Below are 19970 nucleotides of genomic sequence, written 5' to 3' on the forward strand. Positions count from 1 at the left end.
ACACGAAAGAAGATCAGTGGTTTACTACCAGCATCTCACCAGCCGCCTTCCCCGAGTGTCCTCAGAGGAGCTTCTTGACGGGTTTAAACCGTCGGAGAGGTTTGGCGAGGTTTCGTTTGAAAACTACCGCCCAGACCCGCATCAGCCCTCCCAGGCTGAAGCGGTTGAGGCGCTCAAAAAATTTGCGGGGAAAACCGGTGCGATCACCGGGTCGGCGGGTGGCTTTCTCTCCAAATTTTTGGGGGTATCTCAATCCAGAAAAACCCCTAAAAAATACGGTGGGGTGTATCTTGATGGCGGGTTTGGGGTGGGAAAAACCCACCTGCTGGCCTCCCTCTGGCACGCGGTTGAAGGCCCCAAGGCCTTCGGTACTTTTGTGGAGTATACCAACCTGGTGGGTGCCCTCACCTTCCGCGGAGCGGTGGAGGCTCTGAGCGGCTACCGGCTGATTTGCATTGATGAGTTTGAGCTTGATGACCCCGGTGATACGGTGCTGATGTCCCGGCTCATGCGAGAGCTCTCCGACTCGGGGGTCAGTATTGCGGCAACATCTAACACTCTCCCCGGAGCCCTGGGCGAGGGTAGGTTTGCTGCCGCTGACTTTCAGCGGGAAATTCAGGTGCTGGCGAATCGGTTCACCGTTCTGCGCATTGAGGGCGACGATTTCAGGCACCGAGATCTGCCGTCGGCGCCGGAACCCGTTGAATCCGGTGGGGAAGAAGCCGCTGTTGAGGGGAGATTCACCGACGGTGCGCGTATCGCTATTGATCATTTTTCTGACCTGGTAGAACATCTTTCCCGCGTGCACCCCTCCCGTTACAGGCAGCTTGTTGAGGGTCTTGACGGTATCTGCCTCAAAGATGTGCAAACTATTACTCAGCAGGCGGTCGCCCTCCGGTTTGTGGTGCTTGCTGACCGGCTCTACGACCTTGACCTGCCCATCATCGCATCGGGGGTCCCCTTCGACCGGGTGTTTACAGAAGAGATGATGACCGGCGGCTACCAAAAGAAATATTTAAGGGCGGTATCGCGCCTTACCGCCCTGGCACGGGAAGGGCTCTCCTCGGGCAAAGGCTGACTCGGCGCCGCGGCATGGTAAAGGATAGGAGCGATTTGGCAGGTGGCTAAAAAATGTGTAGAGTGTTTACCTGTTAGCCGGCAAGCTTGAGAGGATAGCTTGTAAGGGATAACCGATGATGCGGTTGTAGCTCAGCTGGTAGAGCACCACCTTGCCAAGGTGGATGTCGCGAGTTCAAGTCTCGTCAACCGCTCGCGTGCTGCTTGGAATTTCCAAGTGCAAGCCCTAGCCTTCACGCAAGGATACGGTGAGGTGGTCGAGTGGTTAGGCAGCGGCCTGCAAAGCCGTGTACGCGGGTTCAAATCCCGTCCTCACCTCGCAAACAATTGAATAATTGTTGAGCGCGATTAGCGCAGCGGTAGCGCGTTTCCCTGACACGGAAGAGGTCACTGGTTCGATCCCAGTATCGCGCACTACTTCTTGTATTAAGAAGTATGCGGTTGTAGCTCAGCTGGTAGAGCACCACCTTGCCAAGGTGGATGTCGCGAGTTCAAGTCTCGTCAACCGCTCTATAGGTAGAGGGCCCCTAAGAACAGGGGCCCTCTCTTCGTATAGCCTTCCCCGCTTCGGTGCCAGCTTACCGGTAATTTGACCGGGCAGAGTGGGAGGGGTAGAATTTTACGGGTGTTGAGCGCGATTAGCGCAGTGGTAGCGCGCTTCGTTCACACCGAAGAGGTCACTGGTTCGAACCCAGTATCGCGCACGTGGAAAGCTTCCCCGAATCAGATTCGGGGAAGCTTTTTTGCCTGTGTGTGGAGTTGTTTTGCCCGCCCGTATTCTGGCGGGCTGCCGGGGGAAGTAGTGTAGCTAACCCGGCTTCGGGGAATGTGAGTTTTTGTGGAACGCGTATAATCAAGAGAGCATTTTTACTATTCGTTCTTCTTGACGTCAGGACACTGCCTTTGACCTCACCTATGCTGGCCTCCGCCACCGAGCACGGTCGTATGTACGCGCGTGAGACCGGAGGCGAACTGATGGTTCCCTCTATCACCACCGTGATCGGGCAGCAGGCGGTAGACCTTGGCGGCTGGCACGGGTACATGGCGGCCAAGGCCGCCCTGGAAGATCAGCGGGCCCACCGTGCTTCGGGCTCATCGGGGCTCAAATTTGCGATTATTCGCGATGCAGCCAGTGCGTCGGAGCGTTATCGGGATCATGCGGCAGCGCGCGGGGACCGGGTGCACAACTATGCCGAAAATATTGCTCTACGCGCGATGGGTCTTCCGCACCGGGTAGAGGAGTGCCGCGAGATTCTGCTGAGCCAGGGCGAGCAGGCTTTTGCCGACCGTTTTGATGAATGGTGGGAGCTCTACCGGCCGAGGCCGCTAGCCACCGAGATTACCGTGTGGAATACCACGGTAGGTTACGCGGGTACCCTGGATTTGGTGGCAGAGATCGCCGGGCGGACCTGCATTATCGACTACAAGACCAAAGGTACAGACCGGGCGGGACGGGTCAAGGCACTTGACCCCAAAGTGGTGATGCAGCTGGTTGCTGGGGTGAAAGCCGAAGAGTCTCTGGTGGACCCGCAGCGGGGACAGTGGGAGCCCTGGCAGCACGGTAAGGCGCCCATTCTCATGGGGGTGGCCCTGGGAGAAACACAGGTGGTGCCCCAGCAAGCAAATCCGGACCTGCTTGAAACGAGCTGGTACAAGTTCTGTGCTCTCAAAAGGGTGTGGGAGTATAACCGGGCGCTGGGTGAGCAAACCGGGGACCCCCTCATGCCCGTGGTACCACCTCCGGCCGCCACAGCAATACGGGGAGAACGGGTCACGCGGGCAGAACCGGGCCCGCGATCGCAAGAGAAAACCGCCTAGCTGCTACCGTAGCCGGTACATATAGTTTTTGGACAAAGGAAAAATAATGACCATACTGACGGTTCGCACCCTCGGAGATCCCGTGCTGCGTACGGTATGCGACAGCGTAACTGTTTTTGACGATGACCTCAAAAAACTGGTGAACGACATGCTGGAGACCATGTACCGGGTGGGGGGCGTGGGCCTGGCCGGGCCGCAGGTGGGGGTCAGCAAGCGTATTTTCACCTACGGCAATATCGACGGGCGTGAAGGGTACATTATTAACCCCGCTATCGAAGTTGGGCATGAGAACCAGGACGGCGGTGAGGGCTGCCTGTCTGTACCCGGTATTTCGTCGGAGACCCCCCGTAAAAACTGGGCGAAAGTGACCGGTGTTGATACCGAGAACAGGCCGCTTGAGATCGAGGGGCAGGGGCTCTTTGCCCGCATGCTACAGCACGAAACCGATCATCTCTCCGGGCGCCTTTTCATAGACAGGCTTGCCGGTGAGCAGAAAAAAAGTGTCATGCGCGCCCTGCGCGGGTCAGAGTTTGAAAACCGAACTCGCACCGTCAACCGGGAGCGCTCCGGGGCTGTGGGCTCTGCTTTTGGTGCCGCACACGAGGCAGGTGACAGATGACATACCGGGTTCTTTTTGCGGGTACACCGGAAGTCGCTGTCACGGTACTGGCCGGAATAATGGATACCGACTACGAGGTGGTGGGTGTGCTCACCCGCGAGGATGCCCCGGTAGGGCGTCAGCGCCGACTGGCACCGTCGCCGGTAGCCAGCTATGCCGAACAGCTCGGACTGCCGGTTATCAAGGCAAATAGGTGGGGCGAGGAGACGGCTACCCGCGTAGCCGCCACGGGGGCAGATATCGCCGCGGTGGTTGCCTTCGGTGTTTTGCTGCCGAACTCTGCGCTAACCCTGCTTCCGCAGGGGTGGATTAACCTGCACTTTTCATCGCTTCCTGCCTGGCGGGGTGCAGCCCCGGTGCAGCGGGCGCTGATGGCGGGGGAGAGAGAAATATTCTCGACTACCTTCCGTATCGATCAGGGCCTGGACACCGGCCCCGTGTTTTTACGGGAGTCGGTACCGGTAGCAGAGAACGACAACGCCGCCACTGTGCTCGAAAAACTAGCGCTGGGTGGCGGGGCTCTGCTGGCGGCAACCTTTGACGCCATCGCATCGGGGCAGTCCGGTAGCGTGCAGAAAGGTCAGCCAAGCTACGCTCCTAAAATGTCCCTGGCCGACGGGAGGGTGGACTGGAACCGGCCCCGCCAGGAGCTGCTGGCGCATTTTCGCGGCGTCACGCCCGAACCGGGAGCCTGGTGCTATTTTCGGGGAGCCCGTTTTAAAGTGGGTGCGGTCCGCCCCAGCGATGCCACGCCGCAGGGTGAGCCCGGGGCCGTGCACACCGTTGCCAAGAAACCGGTGGTCACCTGCGCCGATGGCTGCCTGGAACTACTTCTGGTGCAGCCGGCCGGTAAAAAAATGATGAAGGCCGCAGACTGGTTGCGCGGTGTAGAGAATTCCCCGAACCAAGAGAAAGTGGTACTGGTATGAGCGAAAACTACCGGGGAAAAAATCGCAGAAACAGCAGGGGACGCGAGCGTAACCGCCGCCCACTGGACGAGCGCAAAAAATCGGTCCTAGCCCCGGGGCAGCGTCGCCGTACCGGTGATCCCGCCCGCCTCACCGCCTTTGAGGTGATGAGCGCGGTCATGCTTGACGACTCCTACGCTAACCTGCTGCTTCCCGCGGCGATTAGAAGGCACCGGCTCAACCATCGCGATGCCGCTTTTGCAACCGAACTCACCTACGGGACCCTGCGCCATATGGGAACCTATGACGCTATTTTGGCCCACTGCCTCGACCGGCCCCTGGACAAGACGGGAGCCAAAATTCTGGTGGCCCTGCGTATGGGGGTGCACCAGCTGCTGTCCATGAGGGTTCCCGCCCACGCGGCGCTCAACTCCACGGTGGCTCTCGCACGCTCTGAAATAGGGTCGGGTCCGTCCTCTTTTATCAACGCGGTGCTTCGCCGTGTATCCGAACGCAGTGAGCAGCAGTGGCGGCAGGTGCTTGACGAAGATGCGCAGGACGAGGTGCACCGCCTTGGCTTGGCCTCATCGCATCCCGCCTGGGTGGTGAGGGCCTTGAGACAGGCGCTGGCCGCTCACGGGCGAGACCCCGGTGAAATTTCTGAGCTGCTTGCTGCCGATAATGCGGCCCCGCCCGTCGACCTGGTTGCTCTGCCCGGCCTGGGTAGCCTCCGGGAGGCAGAGGGGGAGGGGGCAGAACCCGGGAGACTTGTTACCGGCTCCGCCCACTACTCTGGTGGGGATCCGGGCCGGTTAAAATCGGTGGCGCAGGGGGTGGTCCGCGCCCAAGATGTGGGTTCTCAGCTGGTTGCCCGCGCCCTGGCTCGGGCACCGCTGGAGGGGGAAGATTCCGCGTGGCTAGATCTCTGTGCCGGCCCCGGAGGTAAGGCGGCACTGCTTGCGGCCCTTGCCGGCTCCCGTGGCGCATGGCTGCTTGCCAACGAATCGGCACCGCACCGAGCAAAGTTGGTGGAGTCATCGTTGAAACCCCTCCCCGCCAGTTCATACCGGGTGCATACCGGCGACGGTCGCAAGATTTCGAAAACCTTGCAAGAACTGGCAAAATCGGGGTCTTCTATTCCCTCCACCTTTGACAGGGTCATGGTTGATGTACCCTGCTCGGGGCTGGGGGCACTGCGGCGACGCCCCGAGGCGCGGTGGCGTAAGACTCCCCGCGACGTTGCCCGGTTATTGGCCCTGCAGAAGGAGCTCTTCGACGCCGCCGCCGAGGTAACCCGGCCCGGCGGACTGATCGCCTACGTCACCTGCTCCCCCCACGCGGCGGAAACCCAAAACATGGTGCACGATATTGCGCGCACCGGTGGGGTCGAGCTGCTTGACTCAGCGGCCGCGCTGGCTGCCGCGGCGCTCACCGACGAACGCGGAAACAGCATACTCAGCGGTGACCTAGACCCCACCTACACCCCCGATGGCTCAAACCCGCGGGCAACCACCGCCCAGCTGTGGCCGCACGTACACGGTACAGATGCCATGTTTTTTGCGCTCTTTCGTAAAAAAGTAGCCGGCTAAAAACTGAAGTTGTACTATAGACAACAAGCTGCCTCAGGGCACATCGTAGTGCCCGGGGTGCCAGGACAAAACAAAGAGGTATTATCATGGCATACGCAACAACTAATCCTTACACCGGTGAAACCGTTAGAGAATTTCCTACCGCCAGTAGGGAAGATGTTTCTGCCGCTATCGAACGAGCAGATACAGCGTTTCACCGGTGGAAGACCAGCAGCTTTCCGGAGCGTGAAGACATACTGGCGGAAGCCGCCCGCCTTCTACGCGACAATAAACGTGAGTACGCCGAAATCCTCACCCTCGAAATGGGTAAGCTGATCGGGGAAGCCGAGTTGGAGGTGGAGCTCTGTGCCCAGATGCTCGACTACTATGTAAAATTTGGTGCCGAAATCCTTGCTCCCCGCTATATTCGTGCCCGCGGTTTTGGCGATACAGATGTGAAGATCGTCAACGAGCCCCTGGGGGTACTCTACGCGGTTGAGCCCTGGAATTTTCCCTTCTACCAGGTGATACGTATTTCTGCACCGCAAATCATGGCCGGTAACACCCTGGTGCTCAAACATGCCTCAAACGTGCCCCAGTCTGCTCTCGCCATGGAGGAGCTGCTGGTGAAGGCGGGGGCACCCCGGGGGTTGCTGGTGAATATTTTTGCCTCCCACGAGGCCTCGGAACAGATTCTTGCCGATCCGCGCGTGCGCGGTGCCGCTCTGACAGGTTCCGAAAAAGCCGGTGCGGCCATCGCATCGCTTGCCGCAAAAAATCTCAAAAAATCAACCCTTGAGCTCGGTGGGGCGGATGCTTTTGTGGTGCTCGCCGATGCCGAGGTAGACAAGGCGGCTCGCTGGGCAGCCTTTGGGCGGCACTGGAACGGCGGTCAGGTGTGTGTGTCGTCCAAGAGGATTATCGTGGTCGATGAAGTCTATGAGCGATTCCTCGCCGAGTACCGGAGGATCCTCGCCGAGTTTAGGCTGGGGGATCCCATGGACCCGGACACCACGTTAGCACCGCTTTCCTCTCAGGTGGCACTTGATGTGCTCAAAGATCAGGTTGAGATTGCCCGCTCGGAGGGGATCACTATCGACGAGGTAGAGGTTGATCTTCCCGAGCAGGGCGCCTTCCACAGGCCGTTGATCCTCACCGATATTCCCGATGATTCCCGGACCAGTCAGATGGAATTTTTCGGTCCCGTTTCCTCCGTATACCGGGCCAAAGATGAGGCGGACGCTATTCGCCTGGCAAACAATACGCCCTACGGCTTGGGTGGTTCGATCTTCTCCACCGATATTGCCCGGGCAGAGAAGCTGGCGCGTGAGATAGATACCGGTATGGTTTTCATTAACCAGCCCACCGGCGTGAAAGCGGATATACCATTTGGCGGAGTGAAGCTTTCCGGCTACGGGCATGAACTGATTGATCTGGGCATTAAAGAATTTGTGAACGAAAAGGTCATTGCAGTGGCTGATATCGACGGCAGTTTCTAAACCGGGCGCACCCCGGGATATAACACGAGGAGGCATCATGGCAGATTCCCGTATTCACCCATCGATTTTAAGCGCGGATTTTGCGGATCTCGGCGGTGATCTGGCCGCAATCAGCACTGCCGATGCCGCCCATATCGATGTCATGGATAACCATTTTGTGCCTAACCTCACCTGGGGTTTGCCCGTGGTTACTCGGTTGCGGGAGGTGTCACCGGTTCCCTTCGACGTGCACCTGATGATTGAGGACCCTGACCGCTGGGCACCGGCTTACGCTGAGGCCGGGTGCGAGTCCGTCACCTTCCACGCCGAGGCTGCGGTAGCCCCGATTAAACTGGCCCGCACCTTGAGAGAGAGCGGTGCCGGAGCGGGTATGGCTCTTCGGCCGGCGACGGCCGTTGAGCCTTACCTGGATATGCTCGAGGAGCTGGACATGCTGCTGATCATGACTGTAGAACCCGGGTTTGGCGGGCAAAAATTTCTTGACGTCACTCTGCCCAAGATTCGCAGGGCCGCTGAGGCTATACGGGGCTCGGGAGCGCAGCTACGCTTACAGGTTGACGGCGGTATTACCGAAGAGACTATCGTTCGTGCGGCTGAGGCCGGGGCAGACACCTTTGTGGCCGGCAGCTCGGTGTACGGAAGTGAGGATGTGGCGGCGGCCATCAGGGGGCTGCGGCAGACGGCCGGTAGATGCTCTGGGGCGTAGCGCCGTGGGCGGGGACAACCTGTCCCGCAGGTTCTTTACCGGTGTAGGCGGCTTGCCTCTTTAGCGCTCACCCGGCATGTGTGTCATAATCAAAAATGTTCATCGTGCTCCGGGACCCGGTGAAAATCCGAACCTGCGGTGATAGCCCGCTAATTGACGGCCTTGATGAGGCCCGATACCTGCAAGGTGAAATTCCTTGGCAGACAGTTACAGTCTGGATGGAAGGTAGCACGAACATTTGCCGTACCCGTGCGGGTACCCATGTGTTCATCCCGGAGCCTCCGCGAAAGGGAAACATCATGGAATTTCTGCGGTGGCTCTTCGACGCCCAGTGGCATATTGGCGGTTCGTCAGTGCTTGTGCGCGAAGTCCTCGGTAATCTTTTTGGTTTAGCCAGTGCGTTGGGCGGTATGCGCCGTAAAGTGTGGGCCTGGCCGGTTGGTATCTGCGGCAACCTTCTTCTCTTCACCGTCTTTATGGGTACACTTTTCGGCGGGCAGGCACACGCGGCCAATATGCTGGGACAGGCGGGTAGGCAGGTCATGTTTATTGCGGTCTCAGCCTGGGGGTGGTATCGCTGGAAGACCTCCAGAGACGAGGTCGGTGCGGCCGTTGTCCCCGAGTGGGCAAGCTGGCGGCAACGCGCATTGATGGTGGCTTTTATGCTGGTGGGTACGGGTGTGCTCACCCCTCTTTTCCGGGCCCTGGGATCCTACGAGCCGGTGTGGTCCGACGCCTGGATTTTTACGGGCTCTCTACTTGCAACCTACGGTATGGCCCGGGGCTGGGTTGAGTTCTGGCTGGTGTGGGTGGCGGTTGATGTGGTGGGTACTCCGCTGCTGTGGTCGGCCGGCTACTACGCTACCGCGCTCATGTACGTTTTCTACGGTGCCTTTACGCTGACCGGTTTCTTTGTGTGGTGGGCTACCCGTAACCGTGAGATGGGGCGGGTGCAGGTGCAGACCCGCCACCTCGACCCCTCTATCGATGTGGTGCGCGATGATCCCAGATAGTGCCGCTGCCGCGCGTCCACCCTGTGAAATACAGGGGTACTCGTTTCAGCCGGGGCAGAGACCATGATCTAGAGTGGAGACCGTGAAAACATTTGAGTCACTGTTTACTGAACTTTCTAAAAAAGCGCAGATTCGCCCGGCCGGCTCCGCGACCGTTGCCGAACTTGACCGGGGTGTGCACGGTATCGGTAAAAAAATTGTCGAGGAAGCCGCCGAGGTGTGGATGGCGGCCGAATACGAGTCGGTCGAAGAGTGTGCTCAGGAGATCTCCCAGCTGATCTATCATGTGCAGGTTATGATGATCGCCCGGGGCCTGGACCCCCGGGATATCTACCGTTATCTCTAGTTGGTGAGGATTGTTGTATGCTGCGTTTAGCGGTTCCCAATAAGGGCGCACTCTCTGAAGCGGCGAGCCGGATGCTCAAAGAAGCCGGTTACCTTCAGCGCCGCGATTCGCGTGAGCTGGTACTGGTTGACGAGGAAAACGAGGTGGAGTTCTTCTACCTGCGCCCGCGAGATATAGCGGTGTACGTGGGGCAGGGGACACTCGACGTGGGGATCACCGGCAGAGACCTGCTCATGGATTCGCAGGCCCCGGCACAGGAAGTGCTGGGTCTGGACTTTGCCCGGTCCACCTTCCGGTTTGCCGGCCCCGCAGACACCTTCAGTACCGCTGGCGAGCTCGAGGGCAAACGGGTCGCCACCTCCTACCCCAGCCTGGTGGGGACCTATCTTCGTCGGCGGGGGATCGGGGCAAGTGTGATCAGGCTCGATGGCGCCATAGAGTCCTCTATCCGGCTGGGTGTTGCCGACGCGATCGCCGATGTGGTGGAGACTGGAAACACTATGCGCACTGCCGGCCTCGAACCTTTCGGTGAACCGCTCATGCGCAGTGAGGCCCTGCTCATTAAGCGCGCCGACGTCGCCGATACCCATCGGCTGGAGCGGTTACAGCGCAGACTTGAGGGAGTGCTCATCGCCCGGCAGTATGCCATGGTTGACTACGATATTCAGCGGCACCTGCTTCCGATTGCCACCGAGATCACCCCGGGTCTTGAAGCACCAACCATCTCACCGCTGGACCGGGAAGGCTGGGTTGCTGTACGCTCAATGGTCCCGCGCAGCTCGGTGAACAGGATCATGGATACCCTCTACGATATCGGTGCCCGCGCTATCCTGGTGTCACCGATTCAGGCAGCACGCCTGTAACCGCATTGTATTATCGGCAGAAAGGAGACCCCTGTGGGTGTGGCGGTACGGGTTATTCCCTGCCTTGACGTGGACGCCGGCCGCGTGGTCAAAGGTATCAATTTTGAGGGTCTACGCGATGCCGGGGACCCGGTAGAACTGGGTCTTCGCTATAACAGAGAGGGCGCGGACGAACTGACCTTTCTCGATGTCACCGCCTCCTCAAGCCAGCGTGAAACAACCCTGGAGATTGTGGGAAAAACCGCAGAGACAGTTTTTATCCCGCTCACGGTGGGCGGCGGTGTACGGGGTGTCGACGATGTAGACCGGCTCCTACGCGTCGGCGCCGATAAAGTGTCGATCAATACCGCAGCGATGAGCAGCCCACCGGTGATCAGTGAGATTGCTGGGCGTTTTGGTGCGCAGGTGCTGGTGCTGTCGGTGGACGCCAAACGCTCCACCGCAACAGCCTCGGGCTTCGAGGTAACCACCCACGGCGGCAGAAGAAACACCGGAATTGACGCCCTCACCTGGGTCAGGGAGGCAGAGGAGCGCGGGGCTGGCGAAATCCTCCTGAACTCGATAGACACCGATGGCACCGGAACAGGCTTTGACCTTGAAATGATCGAGGCGGTACGCACGATCACCGGCCTACCCATCATAGCCTCCGGTGGCGCCGGTTCCCCCGAGCACTTTCCTCCGGCCGTTGCCGCCGGTGCCAACGCCGTGTTGGCCGCATCAATCTTTCATTTCGGTACCGTCTCCATCGCACAGGTAAAAACAGCACTGAGCCGTGCAGGCTATGAGGTGCGCTCACACCCTAGCGGTAATCCTGCCTCGAAAAAGTAAAAACAGGGTCGGTACCCACATGGCTCATATATTTGAGACAGAGCGGGTGGTGCACCTGGTTGAGGATCCTGTTCCAGGACAGCGGGTAGCCTACGCGCTCGCCCACAATAGCGCCGGGAAAATCTTCTAGCTGGGGAGCATGGTAGTCGAGCAGACGGTTGACCTCCCTGAGCCATTCGAGGGCAAGGGGTGTGCCTGCGCGGGCGATAAACCCTCCGTTTCCGGGTATGCGGGTGTGGAATTTTTTGAGGTCCCAGCCCAGGTTTCCGCTCATGTGTGCCACATCGAGAGATCTGCGGTGGTGACCGCCGATATACCAGAGATCAATATCGGTGTTTAAGCGGTTGAGCTGCTTATTCCAGTTTCCGCGGGGGACTTTAATGTCTGTGTATCCTCCGCCTTTGTAGGCGGCCAGGTAGGCGCGCAGGTAGTCTGCCCGGTGGGTGAGGGATAATTTTTCGTAGAGGGGATGGAGTGGGAAGCCTTCAACCACAAAGGTGTCGAGGTTATCCGGGGTAATGAGTTTGAGCGGGATACCGATTGTATCTTCAATCTGGCTGAGGCTGTTTTTCCTGTTTCTGGTGAGGGGGTTTGTTCCGGTCCAGAAGGCATAGACTACGGCGGGTACCTGCTCAGGGAGCCCCGCCGGGCGTGCCAATCCAGCGGAGTCTCTGCGCAAAAGAAATGACCTGCGGTACTTTTCGGGCTGATAGGTGTAGGTGTGGAGTTTTTCGGCGGTATGAAAATAAAGGTCTAGGCCGCCGTGGAAAGCAGTGTTGGTGAGTGAAGGAATTCTCTTGGTTTTGATGTAGGCCAGATGCTTGGCAGATTTGGCGGCGACGACCAGTTTTTCATTCATGGGTGGGGGCTCTTTATCTGGGGGTATCGGCGGATCACACATGCACGATCTTATGACGGGCTAGTACCGTGTTTCTGATTACCCTGGGGATCGGGGTGCGGTGACTGGTTTAGCTCACGGTAACTTGTGCCCGGGTGCGGCCGAACAGGTAGAGCACCAGCTCACCGGGTTCACCGCTGAGCACCTGTGCTGTACCGCCTCTGGGCGGGGCAATCACCGTGCGTGTTCTGGGGGAGTGCCCGGGGGCTTCGAGGACCAGGCCACCGGGGTAGTTCGAACCTGCCATAAGTCGGGCCCTGCCACCGAGGTCATGCCAAATTTTACGCTGAATCTCGGGTGCGAGCTCGCGTGGCTCCCAGGGGTCTTGGGCCCGGCGGATATCCTCGGTGTGCACAAAATATTCGATGAGGTTGAGCGTGCAGTCGAGTGAGGGAAAACGGTGGCGCATTCCCAGATGCCCGGAGAGTGAGGCAAAGCGGTGTAGCGCGTTATCGTAGGCGAGGCGGTCACGAAGCGTATCGGCAAGTTCGTTGGTTGCCCGTTCTGTCCGGTGGGCTAGCGGTCCACCCACAACCCCTGCCGCGGTAAGTATCGAGGTCTCTCGCAGCAGAAGATGGGCTACCATGTGCCGGCACTCCCAGCCCTCGCACAGGGTGGGGTCGGTGGGTGAGGCAAAGTGCAGGGTGTTGATGAGTTCGGAACGTTCGGTACCCACCAGGTTGGCGGGTAGGGACAGATCGGTAGAAGAGGTCATAGTTCTAATGTGACACAGTCTGCTTGTATTGCGGTGGATTGTCGGTGATAAGTTGCCGACATTAAGGTGGAAAACACGACAGCCGCTACTATAGATAGCGATGAAAGAAGTTGACCAGCACAGAGACAGGGCTGTTCCCGGACATCTTGATCGGGCTCTGGCCTCCCGACTCAAGCGCGATTCGTGCGGGCTTGTTGCCGCTATTATTCAGCAGCACGATACCGGTGAGGTACTGATGCTGGGCTGGATGGATGACGAGGCGCTCTACCGCACACTCGCCGAGGGCCGGGTGACTTTCTGGTCGCGTTCGCGCCAGGAGTACTGGCGTAAAGGCGATACTTCGGGGCACCTACAGCTGGTGAAAGAGGTCCGTATTGACTGCGACGGTGACGCTCTACTGGTGCGTGTCGACCAGGTCGGTGCAGCCTGCCATACCGGCGCAGCCACCTGTTTTGAGGCCGGTGGAAAACTCACAGTCGCCGGAGTAGCCGGTAATATTCAGGAGTGAAGAATGCACGATCTTGGCACCATTGAACCGAGCCTGGAGGAGTTTCGAGAGCTCGCCCGGTACAACCGCGTGATCCCTGTGCGGGTGAAGGTGCTCGCCGATTCGCTGAGTCCTATCGGCATATACCGGTCTCTTGCGGCTCCGGACGGGGAGGCGCGGAAGGGGACCTTTTTGTTGGAGTCGGCAGCCGAGGGCGGGCAGTGGTCCCGCTATTCGTTTATTGGGGCCAATTCCAGGGCGACACTGACCTGCCACGACGGTGAGGCTCTGTGGCAGGGAGACACGCCGGCGGGCGCCCCGCGCGGTGGAGACCCGGTAGAGGCCGTGAGGGAGACACTGGCCCTGCTGCACACCGAGACCTTTGAGGGGCTGCCACCGTTGACCAGCGGACTGGTGGGCTACATGGGGTGGGACGTGGTGCGTCACTGGGAGAAGCTGCCCCGCAGGCCCCACGATGATGTCAACATTCCTGATTTTGCCCTGAACCTGGTATCGGACATGGCGATTCACGATAATGTTGACGGCACGGTGATGCTGGTGGCTAACGCGATCAACTTTAACGGCAGCACCGACAACGTTGATGCCGCTTACCGTGACGCGGCGGACAGGGTGAGGGCGATGCTTGAGAAATTGGCTAGCCCGCCGGCAGATATGGCGGTCTCAACCCTGACCGGAACCGATCGGGTTGAGCGTCGGATACATGAGGATACGGTGCATACCTGGGCGGAGCAGGGTTTTCTCGACGCGATTGAGAAGGCCAAGAAAAATATTCGTGACGGTGATGTGTTTCAGATAGTTATTTCCCGCCGTTTCGAGATTGAAAACCGGGCAAAAGCACTGGATGTTTACCGTATGTTGCGTCAGTCGAATCCTTCACCCTACATGTATCTCTATAATTTTGAGACCCCGCAGGGCGAGCCCTACCAGATTGTGGGCTCGTCTCCCGAGGCGCTGGTCACGCTTAAAAATGGGCGGGTGAGCACGCACCCGATAGCCGGTTCGCGGCCTCGCGGGGAGAGCCCTCAGAGGGATCGTGAACTGGAACAGCAGCTGCTTGCCGATGAGAAAGAGCGTGCCGAGCATCTGATGCTGGTAGACCTTGCCCGGAACGATATGTCGCGTATTGCGGTTCCCGGCACGGTAGATGTCACCCAGTTTATGGAGGTGGAGCGGTTTAGCCATATTATGCATATTTCTTCGACGGTTACCGCACAGCTGGGACAGGGTATGACCGCCTACGATGTACTGCGGGCCACCTTCCCCGCCGGCACCCTCTCGGGCGCGCCTAAACCGCGCGCTATGCAGCTTCTTGATGACTATGAACCCACTGCTCGAGGGGTTTACGGCGGGGTGTGCGGGTACTTTGATTTTGCCGGGAATATGGATATGGCCATTGCAATTCGTACGGCGGTCCTCAGGGAGGGACGGGCCTATGTGCAGGCGGGAGCGGGTATTGTCATGGATTCTGTTGCCGAATCGGAGCTAGCGGAGACGGTGAATAAGTCTGCTGCACCGCTGCGTGCGGTCGTGCTGGCCTCGGGGCTGACACCACTCGATCACGGTGTAGATAATGGTGGGGGAGAATGGTAAATAATGGTGGGGGAGAATGAGCGAAGAGATCGCGAGAGTATCCGGCAGTGACGGGGTCCAGACCGGGAAAAGAGGTTTATCTCCGGGGTGGACCGTGGGGGCTTTGCTGCTGGCCGCCGCAGCTGCCTTTGGGAGTAGTCTCCTCCCGTGGATCACCGTGCACACACACACATCGCTGAACCGGGCAAATATCGAGATTGCCGGGGCGAACGCTGCTCCGGCGGTGACCTCTTTAGCGCTGGTGGTGATGGCTGCAGCGGTTGCGCTGCGGATAGCGGGACCAAAAATCCGCTGGGTGGTGTGCGCCATGATGCTGATAGCAGCGGTGGGTATGGGTCTTTCAATCCTGTCTGCGGTAGCTGACCCGGCGGCGGCATCGCTGACAGAGGTGGCTCAAGCCACGGGGATGGAGGGTGCTGATGCCGACTACAGTCTCAGCTTCTGGCCCTGGGTTGCGGCTCTGTGCGCCCTGGTGGTTTTTGTTGTATCTCTCAGGGCTGCCTGGGTAAGTGTGTCCTGGCCGGTTGGACGCAAGTATGAGCGTAATGCGCGGCCCGCCGATACAACCGAGATAGATAGTATCGATACCTGGGATTCGCTGACAGCCGGGATAGATCCAACCCGGTAGCCTTTAATCGGGCAACATTGCGCACAAATAGTGGTGTGAGTCCGGCTTTAGCATACAATCAAAAGGAAGACCTACTGCCCGAGATCTTTCGGGCGTTATCTTGCAGGAGGAGAAAATATGGCGGAAAAGCAGATTGCCATTGAAACCCCGCTAGCCTACCCCAACCACGGCAACACCGTGGCTTCCTGGACCATGGTCATTGTTATGGTGGTGGGCGCAATCATTGCCGCCGTTGGTTTTGATACTTTTCACTGGCCCGTGGTGGTCGTGGGTGCCGTCATTATGGTTTTGGGTATTGCGGCCGGGCTTGTTTTGAGGGCTATGGGTTACGGCCAGGGTGGCTCCAAGACCAGGTACAGGAAGCACTAGCCTACCGACACGTGACCAGGGTAAGCGCCCCGCACCGATGCGGGGCGCTTCTCTTAAAAGTTTGCGGTGTGAGCCAGGGAGGGGCCAAAGAGTATGGCAACTGTTCTTGAGAGCATTATTGACGGTGTCCGCCGGGATATGCGGGTGCGCCAGGCCGAGGTTTCCTTACACCAGCTGAGGGACCGGGCTGAGAAACAGCTACCGGCGTTAGACGCGCTGGCTGCGTTGAGAGGAAAATCCCCCGGATCTTTTGGCATTATTTCCGAGGTGAAAAGGTCATCTCCCTCTCGCGGGACGCTTGCCGATATTGCCGATCCCGCCGAGTTAGCGGCATCCTACGAGGCCGGTGGGGCGGCCGCTGTCTCGGTGCTGACCGAACAGCGTCGTTTTGGTGGCGCACTCGATGACCTGGCGGCAGTGCGGCAGCGGGTCACTATCCCGGTGTTGCGTAAAGATTTTATTGTTGATGAATATCAGATTTGGGAGGCGCGTGCCTGGGGTGCTGACCTGGTGCTACTCATTGTTGCAGCCCTGGATGATGAGTCCCTGCGCTCTTTTCTCGATCTTACGCACTGTCTGGGCATGAACGCGCTGGTAGAAGTGCACACCCCCGACGAGGTGGTGCGCGCGGAGAAGGCCGGTGCAAAAATTGTGGGAGTTAACGTGCGCAACCTTAAAACTTTAGAGGTCAACCGATCCCACTACGCCCGTCTTGCCTCTTACCTACCCCAGGATACGGTTCTTGTGGCCGAGTCCGGTGTGGAGTCGGCCGACGATGTTGCCGCCTACGCCTCCCACGGTGCCCAGGCGGTACTGGTGGGGGAGACCCTGGTGAAGTCTGGTGATCCTTCTCGGGCGGTAGCAGATTTTCGGCGGGCGGGTATGAGGGCTCGAGAACGGTACCTTGGTAGCTAGGGAAGGAAGAGATAGGTTATGGCAGATAATTTGGCGGATACATTTTTAGACGGTGGCCCTGAATCGCTGAGGAACGCGCCGGGTCCGTATTTTGGCCGTTACGGTGGGAGGTGGATGCCCGAGTCCCTCATGGCGGCCATGGAGGAGCTGGAGGAGACCTTTCATAAGGCCAGGGAAGACCGCGATTTCATGGAAGATTTTCGCAGGCTTTCTCGCGAGTACTCGAACAGACCTTCGCTGCTGACGGAGGTGCCGCGTTTTTCTGAACATGCGGGCGGAGTGCGCGTTTTCTTGAAGCGTGAGGATCTCAATCACACCGGGTCCCACAAGATTAACAATGTGATTGGTCAGGCTCTTTTAGCCCGGCGCATGGGAAAAACCCGGCTCATTGCAGAGACCGGTGCGGGTCAGCACGGTGTTGCCACAGCAACCGCGGCAGCACTGTTCGGTATGGAGTGCGTGATTTATATGGGGGAGGAGGACACCGAGCGGCAGGCGCTTAACGTTGCTCGAATGCAGCTTTTGGGTGCCAGGGTTGTTGCGGTGCAGACGGGCTCACGCACCCTTAAAGACGCCATTAACGAGGCCCTACGCGACTGGGTGGCGAACGTGGGGACCACCCATTATTTACTGGGGACTGCCGCCGGTGCCCACCCTTTTCCGGCTATGGTACGTTTCTTTCATCAGGCTATTGGTGACGAGGCCCGTGAGCAGATTCTTGAGGTAACGGGCCGGCTTCCCACCGGTATCGCCGCCTGCGTGGGGGGTGGATCAAACGCTATCGGGCTTTTCCACGCTTTTCTCGATGACTCCGCGGTGCAGATTTACGGCTTTGAGGCCGCTGGTGACGGCGTGGAAACAGGTCGCCATGCGGCCACTATCACCCTGGGTAAACCGGGGGTGTTACACGGGGCAATGACCTACCTGATGCAGGATGATGACGGGCAGATTATTGAGTCTCACTCTATTTCTGCCGGTTTGGACTACCCCGGTGTGGGGCCCGAGCACTCTCACCTCGCTGACCTTGGGCGGGTGAGCTATCAGCCGGTGACCGATACCGAGGCTATGGATGCCTTGCGGCTGCTGTGCCGAACCGAGGGTATCATTCCCGCCCTGGAGTCGGCTCACGCTTTAGCTGGTGCTCTCCGGGTCTGCCGTGACTGGTCCGAGAAGGATCCCGCGGCGGCGGGGGAGAAATCCATGATTGTGTGTCTCTCGGGCAGAGGGGATAAGGATATGGAGACTGCTCTGAAATGGTTTGGTCTGGGGAAGGCCATCCCGTCATCGACGTTACTGACAGGAAATACCGAGGCGGCTGCTGAGCGTCATGCCGCAGAAGGCGAGGGGGCGCAATGACTTTTCATCACACAATTTCCGCAACCGCACGGTATTCGGCTCTTGAGAAGAGGCTTCCGTCTCCCAATCCTGATTCCCCGCTGGCGGCCAAGCTTGCAGCCTGTAAAAAAGAGGGGAGGCCCGCGCTGATTGGGTATCTCCCGGTGGGCTACCCCAGCCTTGAGGAATCGATCGCCGCCGGTATTGAGCTAGGTGGGCAGGGGGCGGACGTGATCGAACTGGGTGTGCCCTATTCGGATCCGGTGATGGATGGCCCCGTGATTCAGCGGGCAACCGAGCAAGCTCTGACTCGTGGCTTCCGCCTGCGGGATATTTTTCGGGCGGTGCGCGAGATCAGCGAGGCCACCGATGCCGTGGTGGTCGTGATGACCTACTGGAATCCTGTGCTCAGCTACGGGGTCGAGCGGTTTGCCCGTGATCTTGCCGAGGCCAAGGGCGCCGGTATCATCACCCCTGATTTGGTGCCCGACGAGGCTTCTGAATGGTTTGAGGTGTCCGAGCGCTACGGACTTGACCGTATTTTTTTGGCGGCTATGTCCAGCTCAACCGAGAGGATCAATCTTATTTCTCGGGCTTCGTCCGGTTTTGTCTATGCAGTATCGGTGATGGGTGTTACCGGCGCGAGAGGATCGGTGAATTCTGCCGCTGAGACGCTGGTGGAAGATCTGCGTACTGCCGGTGCCCCGAGCGTGTGCGTGGGCCTGGGGGTGTCACGGCGTGAGCACGTTGAAGAGATCGGTAGATATGCGGACGGCGTGATTGTGGGAACAGCTCTGGTGCAGGCTCTGGGCGAGGGCGGCCCTCGGGCTGTTGGTGCTCTTGCCCGGCAGCTGGCGGGATGGGAACGGGGGAGAGAATAGTGTTATCTGCGGGGATTATTGCGTCTATACCGTCGCCGTCGATCAGTTCTTTTTCGGTGGGGCCGTTCACCATACATATTTATGCCCTGTGTATTCTCGCCGGTATAGCCCTCTGTCTCTGGCTGACATCGACCCGCTGGAAAGCCTGGGGGGAGGACCCCGAGCGGGTGTGGGATGTGGCTGTGTGGGCCATCCCCTTCGGCCTCGTGGGGGCTCGAGCCTACCATGTGCTCGTCACCGATCCGGGGTCCTATTTTGGTGCCGGGGCTGATCCCTGGGGCTGGATCAAAATTTGGGAGGGCGGCATTGGTATTATGGGAGCAATTTCGGTGGGTGCCCTGGGGGCCTTTATCGCCTGCCGACGCTACGGTATTTCGTTAGCGAAGTTTGCCGATGCCGCCGCACCGGGAATCCTTGTAGCACAGGCGTGCGGGCGGTGGGGTAACTGGTTTAACCAGGAACTTTTTGGCAGACCGACAACCCTGCCCTGGGGGGTGGAGATTGACTACGGGTCGGCTAATTTTCCTCGGGAGTACGCTGAGGGAACGCTCTTTCATCCCACCTTTCTCTACGAGTCGGTGTGGAACCTACTCGGTGCCCTACTGCTGATCTACCTGGGCCGAAAATCGGTGCTTAAGCTGGGGCAGACTTTCTGGCTCTACGTGTTGTGGTACGGTGTGGGGCGCTGCGCGATTGAGATTTTCCTTAGAATCGACACCGCAGATATGCTCTGGGGTATGCGTGTTCACGTGTGGACGTCGGGGTTGCTGATTATCCTGGGGCTGCTGGGTTTCCTTGCCGCCGGGGTACGCGCGAGAAAAAAAGAGACGGCCGGTGAAAACGCCATCACCGATCGGCTGGAAAGCTAACTCATCGTCGCTCGCCC

At 59.0% G+C, this 19970-nt stretch carries 21 protein-coding genes, 5 tRNA genes and 1 riboswitch; of the genes, 24 read left to right on the plus strand and 2 right to left on the minus strand.

The genetic code is table 11. The features are described from left to right. Window positions 1–16: 16 nt before the first annotated feature. From zapE to hisF, 16 genes are all read left to right on the plus strand, one after another. Complete coding sequence (zapE, locus tag ACS1BR_RS07510) at window positions 17–1078, plus strand: cell division protein ZapE (RefSeq protein ID WP_463561346.1); 1062 nt, start codon at window positions 17–19, stop codon at window positions 1076–1078. A 120-nt stretch (window positions 1079–1198) separates the two neighbouring features. Beyond that, window positions 1199–1271 (plus strand) — tRNA-Gly (locus ACS1BR_RS07515). A 53-nt stretch (window positions 1272–1324) separates the two neighbouring features. After that, a tRNA-Cys gene (locus ACS1BR_RS07520) sits at window positions 1325–1395 on the plus strand. 24 nt (window positions 1396–1419) lie between these two features. Continuing rightward, window positions 1420–1491, plus strand: a tRNA-Val gene (locus ACS1BR_RS07525). 23 nt (window positions 1492–1514) lie between these two features. After that, a tRNA-Gly gene (locus ACS1BR_RS07530) sits at window positions 1515–1587 on the plus strand. A gap of 122 nt (window positions 1588–1709) precedes the next feature. Next, window positions 1710–1781: transfer RNA gene (locus tag ACS1BR_RS07535), tRNA-Val, on the plus strand. Window positions 1782–1980: 199 nt separating this feature from the next. Continuing rightward, window positions 1981–2895, plus strand: coding sequence for a PD-(D/E)XK nuclease family protein (locus ACS1BR_RS07540; RefSeq protein WP_463561347.1), 915 nt, complete (start codon window positions 1981–1983; stop codon window positions 2893–2895). 46 nt (window positions 2896–2941) lie between these two features. Further along, window positions 2942–3514 (plus strand): peptide deformylase, encoded by a 573-nt coding sequence (def, locus tag ACS1BR_RS07545; RefSeq protein WP_463561348.1) that lies wholly within the window; start codon window positions 2942–2944, stop codon window positions 3512–3514. Further along, window positions 3511–4443, plus strand: a complete 933-nt coding sequence (gene fmt / locus ACS1BR_RS07550; protein ID WP_463561349.1) for a methionyl-tRNA formyltransferase — start codon at window positions 3511–3513, stop codon at window positions 4441–4443. The genes def and fmt overlap by 4 nt, the downstream gene beginning before the upstream one ends. After that, on the plus strand, window positions 4440–6011 hold the full coding sequence (locus tag ACS1BR_RS07555) for an RsmB/NOP family class I SAM-dependent RNA methyltransferase (protein ID WP_463561350.1): 1572 nt from the start codon (window positions 4440–4442) through the stop codon (window positions 6009–6011). Before fmt ends, ACS1BR_RS07555 begins: the two co-directional genes overlap by 4 nt. An 86-nt stretch (window positions 6012–6097) precedes the next feature. Beyond that, window positions 6098–7489 carry an aldehyde dehydrogenase family protein gene (locus ACS1BR_RS07560; protein ID WP_463561351.1) on the plus strand — a complete coding sequence of 464 codons (1392 nt, stop codon included), beginning with the start codon at window positions 6098–6100 and terminating at the stop codon, window positions 7487–7489. Window positions 7490–7526: 37 nt separating this feature from the next. Beyond that, window positions 7527–8195 carry a ribulose-phosphate 3-epimerase gene (gene rpe / locus ACS1BR_RS07565; protein ID WP_463561352.1) on the plus strand — a complete coding sequence of 223 codons (669 nt, stop codon included), beginning with the start codon at window positions 7527–7529 and terminating at the stop codon, window positions 8193–8195. A gap of 101 nt (window positions 8196–8296) precedes the next feature. Continuing rightward, window positions 8297–8430, plus strand: a riboswitch (FMN riboswitch). A gap of 64 nt (window positions 8431–8494) precedes the next feature. Continuing rightward, the gene (gene pnuC, locus ACS1BR_RS07570; RefSeq protein ID WP_463561353.1) at window positions 8495–9208 is read left to right on the plus strand and encodes a nicotinamide riboside transporter PnuC; all 714 of its coding nucleotides are present in this window, start codon (window positions 8495–8497) and stop codon (window positions 9206–9208) included. An 82-nt stretch (window positions 9209–9290) separates the two neighbouring features. After that, complete coding sequence (locus ACS1BR_RS07575) at window positions 9291–9554, plus strand: phosphoribosyl-ATP diphosphatase (protein ID WP_463561354.1); 264 nt, start codon at window positions 9291–9293, stop codon at window positions 9552–9554. Between the two features lie 17 nt (window positions 9555–9571). Then, window positions 9572–10417, plus strand: a complete 846-nt coding sequence (gene hisG, locus ACS1BR_RS07580) for an ATP phosphoribosyltransferase (protein ID WP_463561355.1) — start codon at window positions 9572–9574, stop codon at window positions 10415–10417. A gap of 33 nt (window positions 10418–10450) precedes the next feature. Continuing rightward, window positions 10451–11245, plus strand: a complete 795-nt coding sequence (gene hisF, locus ACS1BR_RS07585; RefSeq protein WP_463561356.1) for an imidazole glycerol phosphate synthase subunit HisF — start codon at window positions 10451–10453, stop codon at window positions 11243–11245. Here the strand turns inward: hisF and ACS1BR_RS07590 are convergent. Together ACS1BR_RS07590 and ACS1BR_RS07595 are read right to left on the minus strand one after the other, a co-directional pair. Continuing rightward, window positions 11217–12104, minus strand: coding sequence for a hypothetical protein (locus ACS1BR_RS07590; protein WP_463561357.1), 888 nt, complete (start codon window positions 12102–12104; stop codon window positions 11217–11219). The two genes, hisF and ACS1BR_RS07590, sit on opposite strands and share 29 nt — an antisense overlap. Before the next feature lie 109 nt (window positions 12105–12213). Next, window positions 12214–12858 carry a TIGR03085 family metal-binding protein gene (locus tag ACS1BR_RS07595; RefSeq protein ID WP_463561358.1) on the minus strand — a complete coding sequence of 215 codons (645 nt, stop codon included), beginning with the start codon at window positions 12856–12858 and terminating at the stop codon, window positions 12214–12216. Between the two features lie 100 nt (window positions 12859–12958). Here ACS1BR_RS07595 and hisI point away from each other — a divergent pair, with 100 nt between their 5' ends. The 8 genes from hisI (at window position 12959) to lgt (ending at window position 19953) form a co-directional block, all read left to right on the plus strand. Beyond that, window positions 12959–13366 carry a phosphoribosyl-AMP cyclohydrolase gene (gene hisI, locus ACS1BR_RS07600; protein WP_463561359.1) on the plus strand — a complete coding sequence of 136 codons (408 nt, stop codon included), beginning with the start codon at window positions 12959–12961 and terminating at the stop codon, window positions 13364–13366. A 3-nt stretch (window positions 13367–13369) separates the two neighbouring features. Continuing rightward, complete coding sequence (locus ACS1BR_RS07605; protein WP_463561360.1) at window positions 13370–14956, plus strand: anthranilate synthase component I; 1587 nt, start codon at window positions 13370–13372, stop codon at window positions 14954–14956. 16 nt (window positions 14957–14972) lie between these two features. Continuing rightward, window positions 14973–15584: a Trp biosynthesis-associated membrane protein gene (locus ACS1BR_RS07610; protein ID WP_463561361.1), complete on the plus strand. Its 612-nt coding sequence runs from the start codon at window positions 14973–14975 to the stop codon at window positions 15582–15584. Between the two features lie 117 nt (window positions 15585–15701). Further along, window positions 15702–15953, plus strand: a complete 252-nt coding sequence (locus ACS1BR_RS07615; RefSeq protein WP_463561362.1) for an HGxxPAAW family protein — start codon at window positions 15702–15704, stop codon at window positions 15951–15953. Window positions 15954–16046: 93 nt separating this feature from the next. Further along, window positions 16047–16868, plus strand: coding sequence for an indole-3-glycerol phosphate synthase TrpC (gene trpC, locus ACS1BR_RS07620; RefSeq protein ID WP_463561363.1), 822 nt, complete (start codon window positions 16047–16049; stop codon window positions 16866–16868). An 18-nt stretch (window positions 16869–16886) separates the two neighbouring features. Then, the gene (gene trpB, locus ACS1BR_RS07625) at window positions 16887–18224 is read left to right on the plus strand and encodes a tryptophan synthase subunit beta (protein ID WP_463561364.1); all 1338 of its coding nucleotides are present in this window, start codon (window positions 16887–16889) and stop codon (window positions 18222–18224) included. Next, window positions 18221–19084 (plus strand): tryptophan synthase subunit alpha, encoded by an 864-nt coding sequence (gene trpA, locus ACS1BR_RS07630; protein ID WP_463561365.1) that lies wholly within the window; start codon window positions 18221–18223, stop codon window positions 19082–19084. The genes trpB and trpA overlap by 4 nt, the downstream gene beginning before the upstream one ends. Next, on the plus strand, window positions 19084–19953 hold the full coding sequence (gene lgt, locus ACS1BR_RS07635) for a prolipoprotein diacylglyceryl transferase (protein ID WP_463561366.1): 870 nt from the start codon (window positions 19084–19086) through the stop codon (window positions 19951–19953). The genes trpA and lgt overlap by 1 nt, the downstream gene beginning before the upstream one ends. The last annotated feature ends 17 nt before the right edge of the window (window positions 19954–19970 follow it).

The sequence above is a fragment of the Rothia sp. 18CD1-1 genome (assembly GCF_055285355.1).